Origin of the sequence: Paractinoplanes maris (genome assembly GCF_023544465.1) — a bacterium.
GTDB lineage: Bacteria > Actinomycetota > Actinomycetes > Mycobacteriales > Micromonosporaceae > Actinoplanes > Actinoplanes maris.
Genome location: NZ_JALPVL010000007.1, coordinates 60,921 through 79,620 on the forward strand (window position 1 = coordinate 60,921; position 18,700 = coordinate 79,620).

14 protein-coding genes and 1 pseudogene are annotated in these 18,700 nt (G+C 70.9%); 4 read left to right on the plus strand and 11 right to left on the minus strand.

The annotated features are described in order from the left end of the window. Window positions 1–1,173, plus strand: coding sequence for a low temperature requirement protein A (locus NAG42_RS20955; RefSeq protein WP_250032224.1), 1,173 nt, complete (start codon window positions 1–3; stop codon window positions 1,171–1,173). Between the two features lie 33 nt (window positions 1,174–1,206). On the opposite strand, the gene NAG42_RS20960 is transcribed toward NAG42_RS20955, so the two are convergent. From NAG42_RS20960 to NAG42_RS21010, 11 genes and pseudogenes are all read right to left on the minus strand, one after another. Next, on the minus strand, window positions 1,207–1,680 hold the full coding sequence (locus NAG42_RS20960; RefSeq protein WP_250032226.1) for a GFA family protein: 474 nt from the start codon (window positions 1,678–1,680) through the stop codon (window positions 1,207–1,209). Between the two features lie 67 nt (window positions 1,681–1,747). Further along, window positions 1,748–2,944 carry a DUF4331 family protein gene (locus NAG42_RS20965; protein WP_250032227.1) on the minus strand — a complete coding sequence of 399 codons (1,197 nt, stop codon included), beginning with the start codon at window positions 2,942–2,944 and terminating at the stop codon, window positions 1,748–1,750. A gap of 32 nt (window positions 2,945–2,976) precedes the next feature. Further along, window positions 2,977–5,601, minus strand: a complete 2,625-nt coding sequence (locus NAG42_RS20970; protein ID WP_250032229.1) for a TIM barrel protein — start codon at window positions 5,599–5,601, stop codon at window positions 2,977–2,979. A gap of 23 nt (window positions 5,602–5,624) precedes the next feature. After that, a complete protein-coding gene (locus tag NAG42_RS20975; RefSeq protein WP_250032230.1) occupies window positions 5,625–7,493 on the minus strand; it encodes an oxidoreductase in 1,869 nt (622 codons plus the stop codon). A gap of 3 nt (window positions 7,494–7,496) precedes the next feature. Further along, on the minus strand, window positions 7,497–8,231 hold the full coding sequence (locus NAG42_RS20980; RefSeq protein WP_250032231.1) for an ABC transporter ATP-binding protein: 735 nt from the start codon (window positions 8,229–8,231) through the stop codon (window positions 7,497–7,499). Further along, window positions 8,228–10,039, minus strand: coding sequence for a branched-chain amino acid ABC transporter ATP-binding protein/permease (locus NAG42_RS20985; protein WP_250032233.1), 1,812 nt, complete (start codon window positions 10,037–10,039; stop codon window positions 8,228–8,230). The genes NAG42_RS20980 and NAG42_RS20985 overlap by 4 nt, the downstream gene beginning before the upstream one ends. After that, a complete protein-coding gene (locus NAG42_RS20990) occupies window positions 10,036–10,905 on the minus strand; it encodes a branched-chain amino acid ABC transporter permease (RefSeq protein ID WP_250032235.1) in 870 nt (289 codons plus the stop codon). Before NAG42_RS20990 ends, NAG42_RS20985 begins: the two co-directional genes overlap by 4 nt. A gap of 66 nt (window positions 10,906–10,971) precedes the next feature. Next, window positions 10,972–12,126, minus strand: coding sequence for an ABC transporter substrate-binding protein (locus NAG42_RS20995; protein ID WP_250032241.1), 1,155 nt, complete (start codon window positions 12,124–12,126; stop codon window positions 10,972–10,974). A 29-nt stretch (window positions 12,127–12,155) separates the two neighbouring features. Beyond that, window positions 12,156–12,605, minus strand: a complete 450-nt coding sequence (locus tag NAG42_RS21000) for a thiamine pyrophosphate-dependent enzyme (RefSeq protein WP_250032243.1) — start codon at window positions 12,603–12,605, stop codon at window positions 12,156–12,158. Window positions 12,606–12,948: 343 nt separating this feature from the next. Beyond that, window positions 12,949–13,896: pseudogene (locus NAG42_RS21005) on the minus strand (thiamine pyrophosphate-binding protein); the annotation flags it as partial. After that, window positions 13,896–15,371: an aldehyde dehydrogenase family protein gene (locus NAG42_RS21010; RefSeq protein ID WP_250032245.1), complete on the minus strand. Its 1,476-nt coding sequence runs from the start codon at window positions 15,369–15,371 to the stop codon at window positions 13,896–13,898. The gene NAG42_RS21010 and the pseudogene NAG42_RS21005, both read right to left, overlap by 1 nt. 238 nt (window positions 15,372–15,609) lie before the next feature. Here NAG42_RS21010 and NAG42_RS44940 point away from each other — a divergent pair, with 238 nt between their 5' ends. From NAG42_RS44940 to NAG42_RS21025, 3 genes are all read left to right on the plus strand, one after another. Further along, window positions 15,610–16,404, plus strand: a complete 795-nt coding sequence (locus NAG42_RS44940; RefSeq protein ID WP_250032247.1) for an IclR family transcriptional regulator — start codon at window positions 15,610–15,612, stop codon at window positions 16,402–16,404. A 54-nt stretch (window positions 16,405–16,458) separates the two neighbouring features. After that, complete coding sequence (locus tag NAG42_RS21020) at window positions 16,459–17,670, plus strand: CaiB/BaiF CoA transferase family protein (protein WP_250032248.1); 1,212 nt, start codon at window positions 16,459–16,461, stop codon at window positions 17,668–17,670. Window positions 17,671–17,865: 195 nt separating this feature from the next. Continuing rightward, window positions 17,866–18,654, plus strand: coding sequence for a citryl-CoA lyase (locus NAG42_RS21025; RefSeq protein ID WP_250032249.1), 789 nt, complete (start codon window positions 17,866–17,868; stop codon window positions 18,652–18,654). Window positions 18,655–18,700 lie beyond the last annotated feature (46 nt).

Below are 18,700 nucleotides of genomic sequence, written 5' to 3' on the forward strand. Positions count from 1 at the left end.
ATGCGGCCCCTGCGCACCAGGATGACGGCCCGCCGGACAGACGAGCGGCACCGCGCGTCGACACCGCTGGAGCTGCTGTTCGACCTGACCTTCGTGGTGGCCGTCGGCCAGATCGCCGTTCAACTCGCGCACGGCATCGAGCAGGGCCATCCGGCGTCGGCCATCGCCGTGTTCCTCGTGGTGTTCTTCGCCATCTGGTGGGCCTGGATGAACTTCACCTGGTTCGCCTCGGGCTACGACACCGACGACGTCCCGTACCGCCTGTTCACGATGGTGCAGATGGCCGGCGTGCTGATCCTGGCGGCCGGGGTGCCGGCCGCCTTCGACGACGGGGACTTCCGGGGCATCACCATCGGGTACCTGATCATGCGGGCCGGACTGGTCGCGCAGTGGATCCGGGCCGCGATCAGCGATCCGCACCACCGGCGCGGCCCGGTCCGGACCGCCGTCGGATACAGCGTCGCGCAGGTCGGCTGGCTCGCCCGCCTCGCGCTGCCGGCATCGGTGGCGCTGCCCAGCGCCGTCGTGCTCGCGCTGGCGGACATGGCCGTGCCGCTCTGGGCCGAGCGGGCCGGCGCGTCCAGCTGGAACCCGCATCACATCGCCGAGCGGTACGGGCTGTTCACCATCATCCTGCTCGGCGAGAGCGTCCTGGCCGCCACCACGGCGGTCCAGGAGGCGCTGCGTGTGCCGGGCCATCGGGGCGCCCTCGCGGTGGTCGCGCTGTCCGGACTGATGCTGGTCTTCGCGCTCTGGTGGCTGTACTACCTGCAGCGGGCGGGCACCGGGCTGGAACAGCGACGCCACCTGGCCTACGTGTGGGGTTACGGGCACTACGGCATCTTCGCCGCGCTGGCCGCCCTCGGCGCGGGCCTCGAAGTAGCGGTGCTGCGGACCGGGCACCCGCTGGAGGCGGCCGACCTGGTGGTCAGTGCCGCGGTCGCCATCCCGGTCGGCGTCTTCCTCATCCTGCTGTGGGCGTTGCACGCACCGCTCGTGCCGATCACCGGCATCCCCGGCGCGGTGATCCTGCCGGCGGCCGTGGTGGTATTGCTGTCACCGCTGGCCACGGCGGTCCTGACGACCACCGGCGTGATCCTGGTGGCCGCCGTGGCCTGCTCGGCGGTGGTCGCCCTGACGCTGGTCCGACAAGCGCGAGCCGGCAGCGCCTGATGCCTGCCGGCCCGCCTCCCGCGTCGGGCTGGGTCAGCCGCACCCCTCGCCGGCGCCCACCTTTTCCCGCTCGCTGGGCGACAGTTCGAGCCCGTCGGGACGACCGGGATACTGCGGCACGTCCAGTGCTTTGGTCCAGGAGATGCGGAACCTCGTGAAGATCTCCATGATCGGCGGCTTGATGGTTTCCGGGTGGTCGAGGCTGCCGAGCATCACGAACACCTGATCGGGAAACCCGGAGAGCTTGTCCTGGAACAGCCGGGCACCACAATCAGGACAGAAATTGCGCTGGAGCGTGTTCCCGCTGGCGGCGATGTAGGGGTAGGAACGCGGGCTGCCACTGAGGAGCTTGAAGTCGTCGGCGGCGGCGCTGAAATACGTTGCCATCACGGCGCCGGACGACTTCTGGCAGTCCCGGCAATAGCAGTTCGCGACAAAGTCGGGGGCGTTGCTGAACTCGTACGAGATCGCATTGCACACGCAGCGACCCGTGAACTTCTCGGGCATTCTTGATCCTTCGATGTCTTTGCGAGTGGGATTCGGCACGGCTCGCGCCGGTGACGGGAACAGGCGGTCAGGCCGGGACGACGTAGGGAAATTCCGCCGTACGGAATTGTTCGTTGCTGGTCGGGTCCAGGCCGGAGGGAATGGCGGTGCCAGTGACCAGGGACAGCATGACCTCGGGGGCGTTGTCGGCCAGCGTGCGGCCATTGCGGACAGCGAAGCCGTATGTTGCCGGCGTACCGACCGTATAGCTGAGCACATCGGGAAAGAGCTCGTGAGCGACGGTTTGGGCGTATCCGGTGGGATCGGCCGACGATTTGCCGGCGGCAATGGTGGCCGCGATGTGCTCGGCGATGTGGGCCCGGTCCGACTCCACGTCCTGGGACACGTGCTGGGTGTCGAACGGCTGGTCGAAGTGCACGTCGGCGGGCCAGAAGATCGGCCACATCATGGGGTGGCCGGCTCGGTTGACCTGGCGCCAGCCGCCGGCGTCGGTGGCCAGCTTGGTGGCGGCCCAGACGCCGATCCGATGACCGGGGCGCAGCCGGGGATGCCGGTGCGAGATCTCCAGCACGATGGAGTCGACGGTGGTGCCGGCGAAATTGTTGATGGCGCTCTGTGGCCGCCAGCCGGACATGTCGACAGCGTTTCCGTCGTTCACCGCCGCGTTGATTTTGGACAGCAGAGAAAGGTCGGTGTAGAACCAGTCCTTGATGCGTCCCGCCCAGATCCGCGCGCCGGAGTCGCCGGAGCTTTCGCCCGTACGACCCTCCAGCAGCAGTTCGCCGTCGGCCGAGTCGTCGCGAGCGTCACCGCCGGTGAGCTCGTGCACCTGCAGGGCCTGCCACCCGTCGGCGTCGGGCTCGGCGAAGGAGATCCGGTAGGTCAGCTCCTCGAACTCGGCCCCGTCGAAGTGGATTTTGAATTCGTAGCGGCCCTCGGGGTGAAAGCTCGGCTCGGAGTGCAGCCCGTTGATCGTCGAGTTGACGTCCATCACCAGGACGGTGCTGTCCTCCCCCGGGAAAACGCACAGATCGTCGAGAAACAGCTGCCCGGTTTGCGCCGCCAAGGGGGTATCAAGATGGTGGGACACAGCCGATTCCTTTCGTAGATGCCAGACGGTTGATGGCCGGCTGCGGCGTGTGACGGGCGAAGGCACCGCGGCCGAGCCAAGCGCATGCGTCAGGTCATGGCGTAATCGTCGCGCGCAGCCGATCCGACGGCATCGGTCACCTGACTCCAGAAGGGCGGCGACCGCCACCGGCACTGACACATCACGGTGAAGATGAGGCGCGCCTGTCAGTGCTCTTCCAGGTCGAGGTAGCGGCGGGCCGCGGCGAGGGACAGGCGCGCGTGTTCCTTGGGGCCCACGGAGGCGACGGAATCGGCTCGCGGGATCTCCAGGGCGTACGGGATGCCGGAAGGCAGGGCGTCGAGGATGCCGTGCACGTCGATGCCGCCGTCGCCGGGGAAGAGCCGCTCGAAGCGGGCCGTCCGGATGAGGCCCTCGTCGGTGGCCGGGATGGCGGCGAGGGCGTCGCAGACGTGCACGAAGTGGAACCACTCGGCGGGAAGGCGCCGCAGTTCCCGCACGTCCGATTGTGAGCGGGCGAAGTGCAGCAGGTCGACCAGGATGCCCGCGTTCGGCTGGCCGGCAGCACGGAGCACCCGGACGGCCTCATGCAGGTCGCTGGTCTGGGTCCAGGACGGGAACTCGAGGTCGATGGTCAGCCCGAGCGGACGGGCCATCTCGCAGAGCCGCGCGAAGTTGTCGACCTTGCGCTCGGGGTCCGGGTCGGGAAGCTGGCTGATGACATGCCGGGCGCCGAGTTCGGCGCCCGCCTCCAGGACGCGCTGGAACGTTCGCGGGTCGTCGTCCGGGCCGATCCGGGCGAGTTCGATGTCGAGAACCTCGATGCCGGTGGCGGCCAGCCGCACCTTCGTGGTCCGCATGAGCGCGGGGTCGGTAGTGAGCGGGTGGTTCGGCTCCTGAGCTGTCACCCGGGTCAGCCTCAGCCCCACGTAGCGGTATCCGGCCTCGGCCGCCGCATCGACCAGATCGGGCGGGGACAGGCTCAGCGCCGTGAGGTGAGCCAGGGAGTAGTCACGCCGGCTCTGCCGCAGGGCGGCTATCCGGCGCTCGCGGTGGCCCGCCATCCGCACCGGCACGCTGTTGGGGTCGCCGAATCCCCGGTAGTCCCCGAGGCGCTGCACCACTTCGAAGAACACGCGCGAACCGACCATCGGGGTGGAGAAATGCAAGTAGTCGCCGTGCTCGTCACGGTCGAAGAGCACCGAGTGGGCCCGCATCTCGGCCAGCAGACCGGGCGGCAGGTCCCAGTGCGCGTCGAGGTAGTCGTAGTAGTTGGCGGGGATCGGCAGGACGGATGCGCGCACCTGCTTCGCCGCGGCGATGGCGTCGGTCGTGGCGAACGCGATGTGCTGAGGGCGGTGCACGCCCGGCGCCCAGTCTCCGCGCCGCATGATCGCGGCGTTGAGCGTGATCCGCACACGCCCCGACGGGTCGATGAACGCCCGGCTGTGCAGCATGCCGAACGGTGCGGCGAGCTCCTGCAGTTCGCCGGGCTGCAGACCGAGAACGCACCGGTAGAACAGCGCGGCCTGGTCGAAGTCGTCAACGGTCTCGGTGAGCGCCACGTGGTCGATGCCGGTGGTCCACGCGCCGTCGCGCCGCGGCTCCCCGGTGGCCGCGAAATCCGCCGTCCAGAAGTCGCCGTGGCAGAAGAAGACGGCGGTGCCGTCGGGTGCGGCTACCGAGTTGAGGTCGGCCTCGCCGGCCTGGCGAGTGCGCGGCAGCAGCGGGGCCAGCAGCCGGTCGGCGCGGCGGGCGGAGCCGGCGGGATCGGTGCCGGCGACGCCGAGCGCACAGATCGCCGCGGTGCCCGGTGTGGTGGCCTGGTGCGGCGCCGCGTTGAGCAGGATCCGGACGTCTCCCTGTTGCCAGAGGTCCACGGGCTTGGAGCGGTGGCGTCCGGTGCGGGCGAAGCCCAGGGCGGCGAGGAGCCGGCCGACTGCCGGTCCCGAGTCGTCGTCCACGCCCAGTTCGACGAAGGCGTATCCGGCGAGCTCGGTCGTGGGCGGCAGCCCGGCCACCAGCATGCGCAGGGCCCGCATGCCGTCGACGGCGGTCTGCCACGGATCCATCTGGCGGTAGATGTCGTTGCCCACGGCCAGCGACAGCGGGCCGGCGTATCCGGTTGCGTGGACGTGCGAGAGGAACCCTGGGAGGTCGAGAACGCCGAGGCCCGGGAAGAGCCGATGGCGCCGGCTGTCGTCGGCGGTGCTCGCGCCCCGACGGGCGTCGGCCAGCCGTACGTGCAGGAGCTGGTCGCCGGGAACGGTCGCGACGACGGTCGCGTCGTCCGGCCCGGCCAGGACGTGGAAGCTGTCCACGCTCAGACCGAGCGCGGGGTGGGCGGTCCGGCGCACGATCTCCCACGCGTGCCCGGCGCTGCGCACGAATCGTCCCCACGGGACCGCCTCGTAGGCCAGCCGCAGACCGTGCCCGTCGGCCAGCGAGGCCAGACGCGACAGTTGCTCCGCGGCCGTGTCGGCATCATCGAGCATGCCCGAGCCCGACGAACGGATGAGTACGGTTCGCAGACCGAACTGCTCGAGCTGGGCGAACTCGCGCCCGGCCCGCCGCAGCACCGCGGCGAACGCGTGCGCGGTGGTCGGCTCGAAGTCCCACGGCGACCGGTAGACGTCGGCGGTGAGGCCGCGATCAGCGCACTCCCGGCGCAACCGTGACGGCGCCCACGGGGAGGCGATGAGGTCGCTCTCACCGATCTCGATGCCGGTGAAGGAGGCGGCCGCGGCCGCGGCCACCTTGTCGTCCAGGGTGCCGGACAGGCTCTCGGTCGAGATGCTCAGCATCTGCTCGGTCGAGGTCGTGATGGCCATGATTCCCCCTCCGGTCCGCAAGCTCAGAACCGCGCCGCCGCGCCGTGCCGGATCGCCTCGGCCGCGGAGGCGGCGTGGTCCAGCACGATGGTCTGCCAGGCTCCCCGGCCCACCTCGACACTTCGGGGCACGGTGCCCTGGGACACCACCACCGGTCCGCGCACAGGTAGCCATTCCCGTCGGCCGTCGTGGCCGACCAGCAACCGGTCGTCCTCGATGGCCTCCACCGTTGTGCCCAGCCGCACGCTCACGCCCGGATCATCGGTCAGGCGCCGCACGAGCAGCACCTTCTCGCGGAACCCGGCCTCCGGCGCGATCTCGCCGCCCGCGCCGAGCAGCACCACCCGGCAGCCGGACCGCGCGGCCGCGTCGGCGACGGCCAGTCCGGCCCGGTCGGCGCCCCACACCGTCACGGCCTCGCCGCTGCCGACCGCCGGTGGCGACCGCAGCCAGTCGTCCAAGCCGATCACGCGGGGCCGGTCGCTGCCCGGCACCAGCGGCCGATGGTCGTGCCCGCCGACCGCCACGACCACCACCTCGGGGGCGTGCGACGCGATCAGCCCAGGGGTCGCGGTGGTGGCGAGCCGCACCTCGACCCCGAGACGGGACAGCTCGGCCTCGTACCAGTCGAGCAGCCGGCCGAACTCGGGCCGGCTGGGCAGGTCGGCGGCGAGCCGGTACCGCCCACCCAGCAACGGCTCCGCTTCCCAGACGGTGACCTGGTGCCGCCGCTCGGCGGCGCGGCGGGCGGCCTCCAGCCCGGCGACGCCGGCCCCGACGATCAGCACCCGGCGCCGGTGGGAGGCCGGTTCGTTCTCGTGCGAGGTGGCCGGGTTGACCAGGCACCAGATCGGCTGTTGGGTGTGCAGTTCGTCGATGCAGCCCTGATTGCAGCCGATGCACGGCCGGGGCGCCCGGCCGGCCAGCACCGTCGCGGTCCAGGCCGGGTCGGCGTGCTGGGCCCGGCCCACCGCCACGAGGTCGGCCGCGCCGGATCGGAGCACCTGTTCGGCCACCTCGCCGGTGGGGATCCGGCCGGCGACACAGATCGGCCGGTCGAACTCCCGGAACCGGGCGGCGTACGGCGCGAGCACCGCCCGGGCGACCTCGCCCGGCTGCACCATCCACTCCCCCGCCTCGTACGAGCCGGCCGAGATGTCCAGGACGTCGACCAGGTCGAGATCGAGGCGGCGGACCAGGGCCAGGGTCGCGTCGGCATCCAGCCCACCGGGGACGCCCTCGAAGGCGGACAGGCGCAGGAACAGCGCCGGTCCGGGGGCCTCGCGCCGGATCTCGGCCAGCACCTCGTTGAGGAAGACCGGCGGATCGGCGTACCGGTCGTCGCGCAGGTTGGTGCGCGGCGACAGGAACTGGTGGATCAGATAGCCGTGCGCGGCGTGCACCTCGAGGACGTCGACCCCGGCCTCCGCGCACCGGCGGGCGGCCGCGCCGAAGGCCACCACGATCCGCGCGACCTCGTCCGTGCCGAGTTCGCGCGGCGTGCGCCCGCGGAACGGGACGGGCGACGGCGCGACCGGCTGGAACCCGGAGACGGCCGGATCGGTGACCCGGCCGCCGTGGTTGAGCTCCACCCCGGCCAGGGCGCCCTCGGCATGCACCGCGTCGGCGACGGCGCGCAGGCCGGGTACGACGTGATCGGCGTGCGCGCCGAGTTGCCGGACCCGGCCACGCCCGTCGGCCCGCACATAGGTCGCCTCGGTGAAGACCAGCGCGGCGCCGCCCGCCGCGCGGGCCCGTAGATAGGCCAGATACTGGTCGGTCACGCGGCCGTCGGCCGTGCCGTAGTTGCGCTCCATCGGCGGGCTCACCACCCGGTTGCGCAGCACCGTCCGCCCGATCGGGAACGGCTCGCCGAGCAAGAGCGCGAGCACGGCTCACAGCCCCAGATAGATCTGCCGCACCCGGGGATCGTGCCGCAGCTGCGCCGAGGTGCCGGTCATCGCCACCTCACCGTTCTCGACCACCAGACAGCTGCTGGTGGCCTCGAAGGTGAGCTTGGCGTTCTGCTCGACGAGCAACAGCGACAGTCCTTCGGTACGCAGGCGCAGCAGCACCGCCAGGATGTCCTCGACGAGTTTCGGCGACAGGCCCATCGACGGTTCGTCGAGCAGCAGCAGCCGGGGGCGCGACATCAGGGCGCGGCCGATGGCGAGCATCTGCTGCTGGCCGCCGGAGAGGGCACCGGCCAGCCGGCCGCGCATCTCACCGAGCACGGGGAACAGGTCGTACACCTCGGTCAGGGTCTGCCGGGTGGCGGCGTTCCATTTGCGGGCGTACGCGCCGAGCAGCAGGTTCTTTTCGACCGGGAGCCCCGCGAACACGTGGCGGCCCTCCGGGACGTACCCGATGCCGTGCCGGACCATGGTGCGGGCGCTGACCACGCTCAGGTCGACGTCGCCGAAGCGCAACGCGCCCACTGTGCGCGGCACCAGACCCATCACCGCTTTGAGGGTCGAGGTCTTGCCGGCGCCGTTGGCCCCGATGACGCCGATCGCCTCGCCGCCGGGGACCGAGAAGCTCAGGTCCCGGACGGCGCAGACGCCGCCGTAGTGCACGGTGAGGCCTTCGACGGTGAGCGTGGCGAGGCCGGTTGCGGACGTCGTGGTCATCGGGTCACCTCCGGAACGGTGGGCAGGTCGTCGGCCGTCATGGAGTCCCCCAGGTACGCCTCGATGACGGCCGCGTCGCGCGCCACCTCGTCCGGTCGTCCCTCGGCGATGATCCGCCCGCTGGCCAGCACGGTGATCTGCTCGCAGAGCGACATGACCAGGCCCATGTTGTGCTCGATGATGATCACCGTGAGGCCGCTGTCGCGGATGGACCGGACGATCTCGCTGAGCTGCCGGACCTCCTCGCCGTTGAGGCCGGCGGCGGGCTCGTCGAGCAGCAGCAGGGTCGGTGCGGCGGCCACGGCCCGGGCGATCTCCACCCGGCGCTGGATGCCGTAGGGCAACGCTTTCGGGGCCAGCCCGGCGAATTCGGTGAGCCCGTAGCGGGTCAGCACCTCGCGCGCCTGCCGGTGCAGGTCGCGATCGCGCCGCAGCACGCTGATCGGCCGCAGCACGTATCGCCAGCTCTGCCGGGTGCGGCTGCGGTCGAGCGCGACGAGCAGGTTCTCCTCGACGGTCAGGTCGCCGAACAGCCGCAGGTTCTGGAAGGTCCGGGACATGCCGGCGCGGGCCAGCCGGTAGGGCGCCTGGCCGGTCATGTCGCGCCCCAGGAACCGCACCCGGCCGGCGGTCGGCCGGTAGAGGCCGCTGATCACGTTGAACAGCGTGGTCTTGCCCGAGCCGTTGGGTCCGACGATGCCGCGGATCTCCCGGTCGGCGACGGTCAGCGACACGTCGTCGAGGGCCTTGAGTCCCCGGAACTGCTTGCTCACGTGCTCGACCTCGAGGATCGCGGTGGTACGCCGGGTGTCGTCGGCCGGGCTGGTCTCGTACGGCTGGAAGGGTTGAAGTTGGGCCGCCGTGCCCTGGTGGCCGCGGCGCCGGGCCAGCAGCGCCCTGATCCGCGTCGGCAGGCCGGCCAGACCGGTGGGGGCGAAGACCACGACCAGCACGACCACCGAGCCGTACGCGACCTGGGCGATCGTCGGATGGTCGACCAGCGCCTCGCGCACCAGGGCCAGGCTCACCGCGCCGATCACGCAGCCGATCAGGCTCTGCCGGCCACCGATGATGACCATGCCGAGCAGCAGGAACATGTTGGCGATGTTGAAGGATTCGGGCGCGACGTATCGGATGAGCCCGGCGTAGAGCACCCCGGCCACCCCGCCGTAGACGCTGGCGAGCATGAAGGCGGTCATCCGCAGGACGGGCACCTCGGCCCCGAGGGCACCCGCGGCGAGGGCGTCGTCGCGCATGGCCCGCATCCGCCGGCCCAGCCCGGTGCGGACGACGAAGAGCCCGAACGTGAGCACCACCGCGAAGACGGCCAGTTCCAAGTAGTAGTACAGGTATTCGCTGGACAGGTCGATGCCGGGCAGGGTGGGCGCGGGGATCGCCGAGATGCCCTCGGCGCCGCCGGCGATCTCGGCGTTGGTGACCCAGTTGGTGAAGGCGAGGGCCAGGCCAAGGGTCACGATGCCGAGATAGTGCGACTGGACCCGCAGCGCCGGGGTGCCGACGACCACGCCGACGACCACGGTGGCCAGGACGGCCAGCACGGCGGACACCCAGAATCCGAGGCCCTGGTGGGTGGTCAGGATGGCCGTGGCGTAGGCGCCGACGCCGAAGAACGCGACCTGGGCCAGGTTCACCTGGCCGGCGACGCCCATCACGAGGCCGAGACCGATGGCCAGGATGGCGAAGATCAGGATGACGTTGACGACGTGGATGGCGTACGAGTCGAGGCCGTACGGCAGGAACCACAGGGCCAGCCCGATCAGGCCCGCGACCGCGATGCGCTGTTTCATGCCCGGTTCACCGTCCGCTCGCCGAAGACGCCGGTCGGCCGCACCATGATGATCACCGTGAAGACGAGGAAGGTGACCAGCTCGGAGTAGCCCTGGAAATGGCCGGCGGTGAAGGAGTCGAGGATGCCAATCGCGAGACCACCGACGATGGCCCCGGGGATGCTGCCGAAGCCGCCCAGGATGGCCGCGGCGAAGCCCTTGATGCCGAGAGCGCCGCCCAGGGCGGGACTCACGTACAGCAGCGGGCCGACCAGACCGCCGGCCAGCGCGGCCAGACCGGCGCCGATCATGAAGGCGATCGCGTTGCTGCGCCCGACGTGGATGCCGACCGCGGTGGCCGCCTCGTGATCCATGGCGACCGCTTGCATCGCGGCGCCGCGCTTGGTGCGCGAGAGGAACAGGACGAGCAGGACCGTCGCCGCGGCCGCGATGGCCAGGACCACGAGGTCGTAGGTGCGGATGCGCAATCCGAACAGCTCGATCGGGGCGGACGGGACGGGCGACGGCACGGCGCGGCCGGTGGCGCCCCAGACCATGATGATCAGGGCGTCGAGCACGATGCCGAAGCCGATGGTGCCGATCAGCATGAGGTCGAAGTCGCGGTTCTCCAACGGGCGCAGCACCCGCTCGATGACCAGTCCGATCGCTGCGGTCAGGCCGATCGCGACCACCATGGCCAGGGCGAACGGCAACTTGGTGGACAGGTAGAAGGTGGAGGCGAGGTAGGCGCCGACGGTCACCACGTTGCCGTGGGCGAAGTTGACCAGGCCCATGGTGCGGTAGACCAGGGAGAAACCCAGGGCCACCAGGGCATAGACGGCACCGAGGCTGACCCCGCCGATGACGGTCTGCAGGAAGACCTGCATGGTTCTCCTTCTGGTGGCGGTGCCCGGCGCCGCCGGAGGCCGGCGCCGGGCCTCGGCGGGGATACGTCAGGAGCCGGCGGCGACGAGCTTGCCGTCGCGGATGATGCCGATCGAGGTCTCGAAGATGCCGACGCCGGTCTGGTCGTACGCGAAGTTGCCGAGCAGACCCTGATACTTGGTGCCGCGGATGGCCTCGGCCAGGTCCTTGCCGGTGGCCACGTTGCTGGTCTTGAGCGCGGTCAGCAGGATCTGCGTCCCGTCGTAGGCCTTGGCCCCGTGCAACTCGGCCTCCTCGTTGAACTTCGCCTTGTACGCGGCGGCGAACTTCTTCGAGGCCTCGTTGATCTCGTTGCTCAGGTACGGCGAGCTGACGATGGTGCCCTCGGCGTTCTTGGCGCCCGCCGTGTCCACGAAAACCGGCGTGCCCTGCGGCGCCGCACCGGCGAAGGTGGCGGTGATGCCCAGATCCCGCGCCTGCTTGACGATCAGGCCGGACTCCACCTCCTCGGCACCGAGGAAGATCACCTTGGGGTTCTTCTGCCGGATCGAGGTGAGCACCGCGCTGAAGTCCTTCTGCTCGGTGGTGACCACCTGGTCGACGACCGGGGTGACACTGCGGCTCTTCAGCGCCTTCAGGAAGGCGTCGTGCTCACCCTTGCCGTACCCACCGTTGTTGGTGATCATCGCGATGCTCTTGACACCCTCACCGTCCAAAATGTGCTTGGCCAGGGTCTCGTCGTAGGTGGTGCTGGTCGGCCCGTTGAGGAAGAGGAACTCACTGCCCGCGCCGACCAGGCCCGGCGACTGGCCCGAGGTGATGTTGGGAATCTGCGCCTGTTTGAGCAGCGGCGCCATCGCGATGGTGACCGCGCTCTCGGCGGTGCCGATCATCGCGAGGTAGCCCTCACTGTCGATCTTGCGGGCCAGGTTGGTGCCGATCGTCGGATCGCCCTGGTCGTCGAACACGTCGAGCTGGATCTGACGGCCGTTGACGCCACCCTGGGCGTTCCATTCGTCGACGGCCAGCCGGGCACCCTTGAGCTCCCAGGCGCCCAGCGAGCTCAGCTGCCCGCTCTGGGCGTCGACCACGGCGATCTTGATGGGTCCGGAGTCGCTTCCCGACTCCTCCTCGTCCGAACCGGGGGCGCTGCAGCCGGTGGCCAGGACGGTGGCGAGCACGGCGACGGTGGATATGGCAGCGGCGGCGCGGAGTCGAACCATGAGCGTCTCACCTCTTTTTCAGTAGGGCTTTACTCGAAAAGGCCCTGATAGATGTCCTTGATGTTCCAGTGGCCCGGGGTGGGCACCGGCTCGTTGACCATCGGCACGTCGATCACCGCGGGACGGCGGCGGCCGATCGCCGATTTGAGGGCGGCGGTGAGCTCGCCCGGTTCTGCGACCAGGTAGCCGTCGGCGCCGCAGGCGCGGCCGAGGGCGGCGAAGTCGGGGCTGTACGGGTTGCCGTCCGGGTCGACGAAGTCACACCCGTAACTGCGGCCGAAGAAGCTCGACTGCAGGTCTGAGATGGTGCCGTGGGCACGGTTGTTCATCACCAGGAAGATGACCGGCAGGCCCTGCTCGACCGCCATCGGCAGGGCCGGCAGTTGCGCGCTCATGCCGCCGTCGCCGATCAGCGCCACGACGACCCGATCGGGCTGGGCGATCTGCACGCCGAGCGCGGCGGCCGGCCCGAAGCCCATCGTGGACGCTCCGCCGGGGGGTGATGAACCGGCCGGCGGCGGGCAGCGGGTAGCACTGGGCGACACCGTTCTTGTTCCAGCCGACGTCGGTGACGAGCACCGCGTCCTCGGGCAGGGCGGCCCGCAGGTCGGCCAGGATGCGTTCGGGCCGCAACGGGAACTGGTCGCTGCGGCCGCGCTCGGCGCTGCCGGCGAACAGCTCGGCCCGCGCCGTCTGGATGCGCTCACGCAGTTCGGGACGGTCGGTGCCGGCCGGGAGCCGGCGGCGGACGGCGGCCAGGATCTGCTGCGCGGCGAGGCCCGCGTCGGCCACCGCGCCGATCTCGACCGGGTAGTTGCGGCCGATCTCGGCCGGGTCGATGTCGACCTGGATCAGCCGGCCCGGGGGGAAGGCCCAGGTGAAGTCGGGATTCCAGGAGCTCGAGTCGGTTTCGGCGAAGCGGGTGGCCAGGGCGAGCACGACGTCGGCCTCACGGGCGTACGTGTTGGTGACCTCCAGGCCCCAGAAGCCGGTCATGCCGAGCACCAGCGGATGGTCGTCGGGCAGCGCCCCCTTGGCCATCAGCGAATGCGCGATCGGGATGTCCAGATGCTCGGCGAGTTCGCGCAGCGCACGGCGGCCGTCGGCGCCGCCGAGTCCGCCACCGGTGTAGATCAGGGGTCGGTCGGCCTCGATGAGGGCCGCGGCGATCCGATCGGCGTCGGCCGGGGGCAGGTCGGGACGGGTCGCGGAGACCGGGAGCGGGTAGCCGGGCACCGTCGGCGGCAAGGGCCGGGAGAACATGTCCATCGGGATGTTGAGCAGCACCGCGCCGGGACGGCCGCTGGTCGCGGTCCAGAACGCCCGCTCGGTGAACCGCGGCAGGTCCTGCACCCGGTGCACGGTCCAGGCCCGCTTGACGAAGGGCCGGTAGATCGCGGTCTGGTCGGCGTCGGCATGCAGATTGACCTCCTGATGCGGATGCCGGCCGTGCAGGTAGGACGGGATGTCGCCGGAGATGGCCACCAGCGGCACCGAGTCCAGCGCGGCGGTGGCCACGCCGGTCACGGCGTTCATCATGCCGGGGCCGACGTGCATCAGCAGGACGCCGGGCTTGCCGGTGGCGCGGGCGTAGCCGTCGGCCGCGTGCGCCGCGGTCTGCTCGTGGCGGGCGACGACGAACTCGATGTCGCTGCGGCCGAGGGCGTCGAGCAGCGCGATGTTGGTGTGCCCACAGGTCCCGAAGATGTGGTCGACGCCGTAGCCGGCGAGCTGGGCGACCATCGCCTCGGCGGCGGTGCGTGCGTCCATCAGTTCTCTCCCCAGATCGACAGGCCCCGCAGCAGGAGCGTCTTGATGACCGTGTAGTCCTCGACCATCTGCCGTGGCGCCTCGCGACCGAAGCCGGAATCCTTGACCCCGCCGAACGGCACGTGGTCGAGCCGGAAGTTGGACGAGCCGTTGACGACCAGGCCGCCGACCTCGAGTTCGCGCCAGGCGGTGAGGATCCGGCCGATGTCGTGGGTGAACAGCCCGGCCTGCAATCCGAACCGGCTGGCGTTGCAGGTGTCCAGCACCTGATCGAATTCGTCGAAGGGCAGCACGGTGACCAGCGCGCCGAAGACCTCGCGCAGGACCACGGACGCGTCCGCCGGTGGATCGGCGACCACCGTGGGCGCGAGAGTGGCGCCCTCACGCGTGCCGCCGACAGTGATCCGCGCGCCCGCGCCGGCCGCTTCGGTGGCCCAGGTCAGCACGCGCTCGGCGGCCTGCTCGTCGACCATCGAACCGACGTCGGTCGCCGGGTCCAGCGGGTCACCGACACGCAGCCGCCCCACTTCGGCGGTCAGCAGATCGACGAACTCGTGGAAGCGGCCGCGGTCCACATAGACCCGTTGGACCGAGATGCAGCTCTGACCGGAATTGCTGTACCCGGTGCGGGCACACACCTGGGCGGCATCCGCCAGATCCGCGTCCGAGCAGACGATGGTGGCGGCATTGCCGCCCAGCTCGAGCACCAGCCGCTTCGCGCCGGCGGCCCGCGCCACGGCCGCGCCGGTCTCCGCGCTGCCGGTGAAACTGATGACAGCGACCTCCGGGGCCGCGCAGAGTTGCGCACCCACCTCGCCCCCGCCGTGCAGCAGTTGCACCGACTCGAGTGGGGCGCCAGCTTCGAGGAGCAGGGCGACCAGCGCCGCGGAGACGGCCGGCGCCTGGGGTGGCGCCTTGACGATGGTGCTGTTGCCGGCCGCGAACGACGCGCCGAGTTTGTGCGCGAGCAGGTTCGCGGGCGCGTTGAACGGGGTGATGGCCAGCGCCACGCCGGCCGGCGCCCGGTAGGTCAGGGCGGTGTTCCCGACGCCCCGGTCCCAGCCGGCCACCGGCAGCACCTCGCCGCCGATCTGCCGCGCTTCGGCCGCGCAGACCGTGAAGGTGTCGGCCACCCGGTCGAGTTCGGCGCGTCCGTCCTTGACCGGTTTGCCGAGCTCGAGAGCGATCAGGCGGGCGAAAGCGTCACGGTGCTCGCCGGCCAGCACCGCGGCGCGCTCCAGGATGCGCGCCCGGGTCGCCGGAGCCTGACGAGCGACCGTACGGGCACCCGTCCTCGCGTATCGGGCCGCCCGTGCGACGTCGTCCGGCGCAGCCACCCGGGCCCGGCTGACCACGGTGCGGGTGAAAGGCCCGACACGCTCGGCCGAGGGGCCGTCGAGCAGCCATTCACCAGCGAGCAGGGAAGGCGCGGCCACCGCCACACCGTCGGCCGATTCGAGGATGGATTTCAGCATTACGCCTCCAGTGGTCCATTGAGCGGACCGCAATGGCATTTATGGACCGCTGTACGGACTACGGTGTAACGTACGGTTGGCCGAGCGCCGAAGGCAAGAGGCCGAGTCGGAAAAGTTACGGTCCGATGACACGGCGGCGCTGACGGCACAATCGGGATGTCCGCACCAGCACCGGCCGCACCACGCGGCCGCATCGCATCCCGGCGAGCCGGGGTGCGACGAAAGGGAGTGAGTCACCGTGACATCCGCGACCCGGCGCCCGGCCACCGATGAGTCCGGCGACAACCAGGGCGTCCGCAGCGTCCAGCGCGCGCTCGACATCCTGGCGCTGCTGACCGAGGAGCGGCCGCTGATCGCCGTACGGGACATCGTCGCGGCCACCGGGCTGGCCAAGACGACGGTGATCCGCCTCGTGCAGACCCTCGAGCAGAGCGGGCTGCTGTGGGCCACGAATTCGGGCTACATGGCCGGACCGGGGCTGTGGCGGTGGGCCCACCTGGCCCGGCGCAGCTGGGAGCTGCCGCCGGAGACCCAGCGGATGATGCGCGAGCTCGCGGCGCGCGAGCGCGAGACCGTCAACGTCTACGTCGTCCGCGACATCGTCCGGATCTGCATCGCCCAGCAGGAAAGCCCGCAGCCGCTGCGGCATGTGGTGCACGTCGGCGACGAGCTGCCCCTGTGGGCCGGCGCCTCGGCCAAGGTGCTGCTGCGCAACGCCTCCCCGGCCCTGCTGGAGCGGGTGGCCCGCTCGTCGCCGTACGGGGAAGGGCATGTCCGCCGGATGCGTGAGTGGATCGACGAGGCCGAGCAGCGCGGATACGCCGTCAGTCACGGCGAGCGGGACGAGGGCTTGTCCGCGGTGGCTGTGCCGATCGTCGGGCGCGCCGGCACCGTCGTCGCCGCGCTGACTCTCAGCGGGCCCACGGTGCGGTTCACCGACGAACGGGTGGCCGCGTTCGCCCAGGCCCTGCTCGCCGCCGCCGCGCAGATGAACGAGCGCGGGTTCGACCATCCCCTGGGTTCGTCGTTCTAGCCCCCGGACGGTCCGCTGCCGGGCCGGCCGGGGACACCGGAAGGAGAATCGCCCATGCAGGACCGCCCCCTCGACGGTGTCCGCGTTCTCGACCTGACCAACGTCCTGGCCGGCCCCTACTGCACGTATCACCTCGCGCTGCTGGGCGCCGAGGTGGTCAAGATCGAGATACCGGGCCGCGGTGACCTGGCCCGCCGGCTGGGCGCCGACCCCGAGCTGAACCGGGCCGGCCTGGGCGCCTCGTTCCTGGCTCAGAACGCCGGCAAGAAATCCGTCGAGCTCGACCTCAAGCAGGCCGCCGACTGTGCGACGTTCGAGGAGCTGGTTACCCACGCCGACGTGCTCGTCGAGAACTACCGGGCCGGCGTGCTGGCCCGGATCGGCTTTCCCTGGCACCGGCTGCAGGAGCTCAACGCCGGGCTGATCTACTGCGCCATCAGCGGTTTCGGGCAGCAGGGCCCGATGAGCCAGGCGCCGGCCTACGACCAGATCATCCAGGGGCTGTCGGGGATGATGAGCATCACCGGCACGCCGGAGACCGTCCCGCAGCGAGTGGGTTTCCCGGTGGCCGACACCGTCGGCGGGCTGAGTGCCGCGCTGGCCATCGCCGCCGCCCTGGCCGGGCGCAGCCGGGACGGCCGGGGCCGATACCTCGACGTGTCGATGCTCGAGGCGTCGTTGTCGGCGATGGGCTGGCCGCTGTCCAACTACCTCATCAGCGGGGTCGAGCCCGAGCCGATGGGCGATCAGAACGCGACCGCCGCCCCCTCCGGGACGTTCCAGACGGCGGACGGACCACTGAACATCGCGGCCAACCGCCAGGAGCAGTTCGAGACGTTGTGCCGGCTCGTCGACCGGCCCGATCTGGTCGCGGATTCGCGCTTCGCCGATCGGGAGGCTCGCAAACGCCACCGCGGGGAGCTCAACGACGAGTTGAACAAGACGCTGCGGGCGCGCCCGGCCGCCGAGTGGGAACAGCTGCTGTCGACGGCCGGGGTCCCGGCCGCCCGCATCCTCACCGTCGCCCAGGCGCTGGCGTCCGAGCAACTCGCGAGCCGGGACTTCGTCACCGAGCTGCCGCCGCCTGTGGGCACGCCGGGCGACGCACTGCGGGTCACCGGCAACGGGGTGCACTTCGACGGCCGGCCGCTGTCCCCCCGGACCACACCGCCGACGCTCGGCGAGCACAACCCGGAATTGCCGGACCTGCTGGACCGCTGGCGCAGCGCGCGGCCGGCCGAGCCGGCCGCGGACCTGACGCGCTGACCGCGGCATCACGTCACTCCGCGCGGACGCCGGTTGCAACAACACGCCGGCCTCCCGCCCTTTGTACGAACCAGTACGTTAGTTATCGATCCGCATGTGTATCGATGTCAAGCCCCGCCTTCTCCTGATTCTCTGCCGCGGTCTATAGAACGGACCTTATGGACCGCTGAACGGACCATGGGTAGTGTCGAGGACATGACGACCCAAGAAGTCGCTGACTGGTGGGGCACTGCGGTCTCCCGCATCGAGCCCAACCGGATCGAGCTTCGCGGCACCCCGGTGCAGGACCTCATCGGCACGGTCGGCTTCGGCTCGATGATCTGGCTCATGGTGCGCGGCGAGCGGCCCACCCCGGCCCAGAGCCGCCTGCTCGAGGCGGCGCTGGTCGCCGGCGTCGACCACGGACCCCACGCGCCGTCCATCGCGGTGGCCCGGATGGCCGCCACGTGTGGTGTCGGCCTGAACAACGCGATGGCCAGTGCCATCAACACCTTGGGCGACTCGCACGGCGGCGCGGGGCAGCAGTGCGTCGAGCTGCTCGACGACATCCGCGAGCGGGTGGCCGCGGGTGTCGCGGTGCCGGCGGCCACCGACGAGGTCATCGCGGGCTGGCGTGCCCGGGGAATCCGCTATCTGCCCGGCTTCGGCCATCGTTTCCACACCCGCGATCCGCGCCGCGACCCGCTGCTCGCGCTGGTCGACGAGGCGGTCACCGACCGGACCGTCGAGGGCGGTCATCTGCGCGCCGCCCGTGCCGTCGAGGAAGCGCTCAACCGTGGCCGCAGCCGGCCGGTGCCGATGAACATCGACGGGGCCACCGCGGTCATCTACGCCGAGCTGGGCTTCCCCGCTCCGCTGGCCCGGGGCCTGTTCGTCCTCAGCCGCAGCGTCGGCATTCTCGCTCACGCCTGGGAGGAGACCGGCCAGGGCCGGCGCAACAAAGGGCCGATACCGCCGTCGGTCCGGCCCACTTTCCTGGGCTGACGCCGCCGCCTCCGGCGAGGGGCACGGGGCCCTCGCCGGAGGCGCA

Excerpts from the sequence above, each read along its gene's own strand:
- NAG42_RS20955 (WP_250032224.1), top strand. The coding sequence starts at position 1 with ATGCGGCCCCTGCGCACCAGGATGACGGCCCGCCGGACAGACGAGCGG.
- NAG42_RS20960 (WP_250032226.1), bottom strand. The coding sequence starts at position 1,680 with ATGCCCGAGAAGTTCACGGGTCGCTGCGTGTGCAATGCGATCTCGTAC.
- NAG42_RS20970 (WP_250032229.1), bottom strand. The coding sequence starts at position 5,601 with ATGGCCATCACGACCTCGACCGAGCAGATGCTGAGCATCTCGACCGAG.
- NAG42_RS20980 (WP_250032231.1), bottom strand. The coding sequence starts at position 8,231 with ATGACCACGACGTCCGCAACCGGCCTCGCCACGCTCACCGTCGAAGGC.
- NAG42_RS20985 (WP_250032233.1), bottom strand. The coding sequence starts at position 10,039 with ATGAAACAGCGCATCGCGGTCGCGGGCCTGATCGGGCTGGCCCTGTGG.
- NAG42_RS20990 (WP_250032235.1), bottom strand. The coding sequence starts at position 10,905 with ATGCAGGTCTTCCTGCAGACCGTCATCGGCGGGGTCAGCCTCGGTGCC.
- NAG42_RS20995 (WP_250032241.1), bottom strand. The coding sequence starts at position 12,126 with ATGGTTCGACTCCGCGCCGCCGCTGCCATATCCACCGTCGCCGTGCTC.
- NAG42_RS21000 (WP_250032243.1), bottom strand. The coding sequence starts at position 12,605 with ATGGGCTTCGGGCCGGCCGCCGCGCTCGGCGTGCAGATCGCCCAGCCC.
- NAG42_RS21010 (WP_250032245.1), bottom strand. The coding sequence starts at position 15,371 with ATGCTGAAATCCATCCTCGAATCGGCCGACGGTGTGGCGGTGGCCGCG.
- NAG42_RS21020 (WP_250032248.1), top strand. The coding sequence starts at position 16,459 with ATGCAGGACCGCCCCCTCGACGGTGTCCGCGTTCTCGACCTGACCAAC.
- NAG42_RS21025 (WP_250032249.1), top strand. The coding sequence starts at position 17,866 with ATGACGACCCAAGAAGTCGCTGACTGGTGGGGCACTGCGGTCTCCCGC.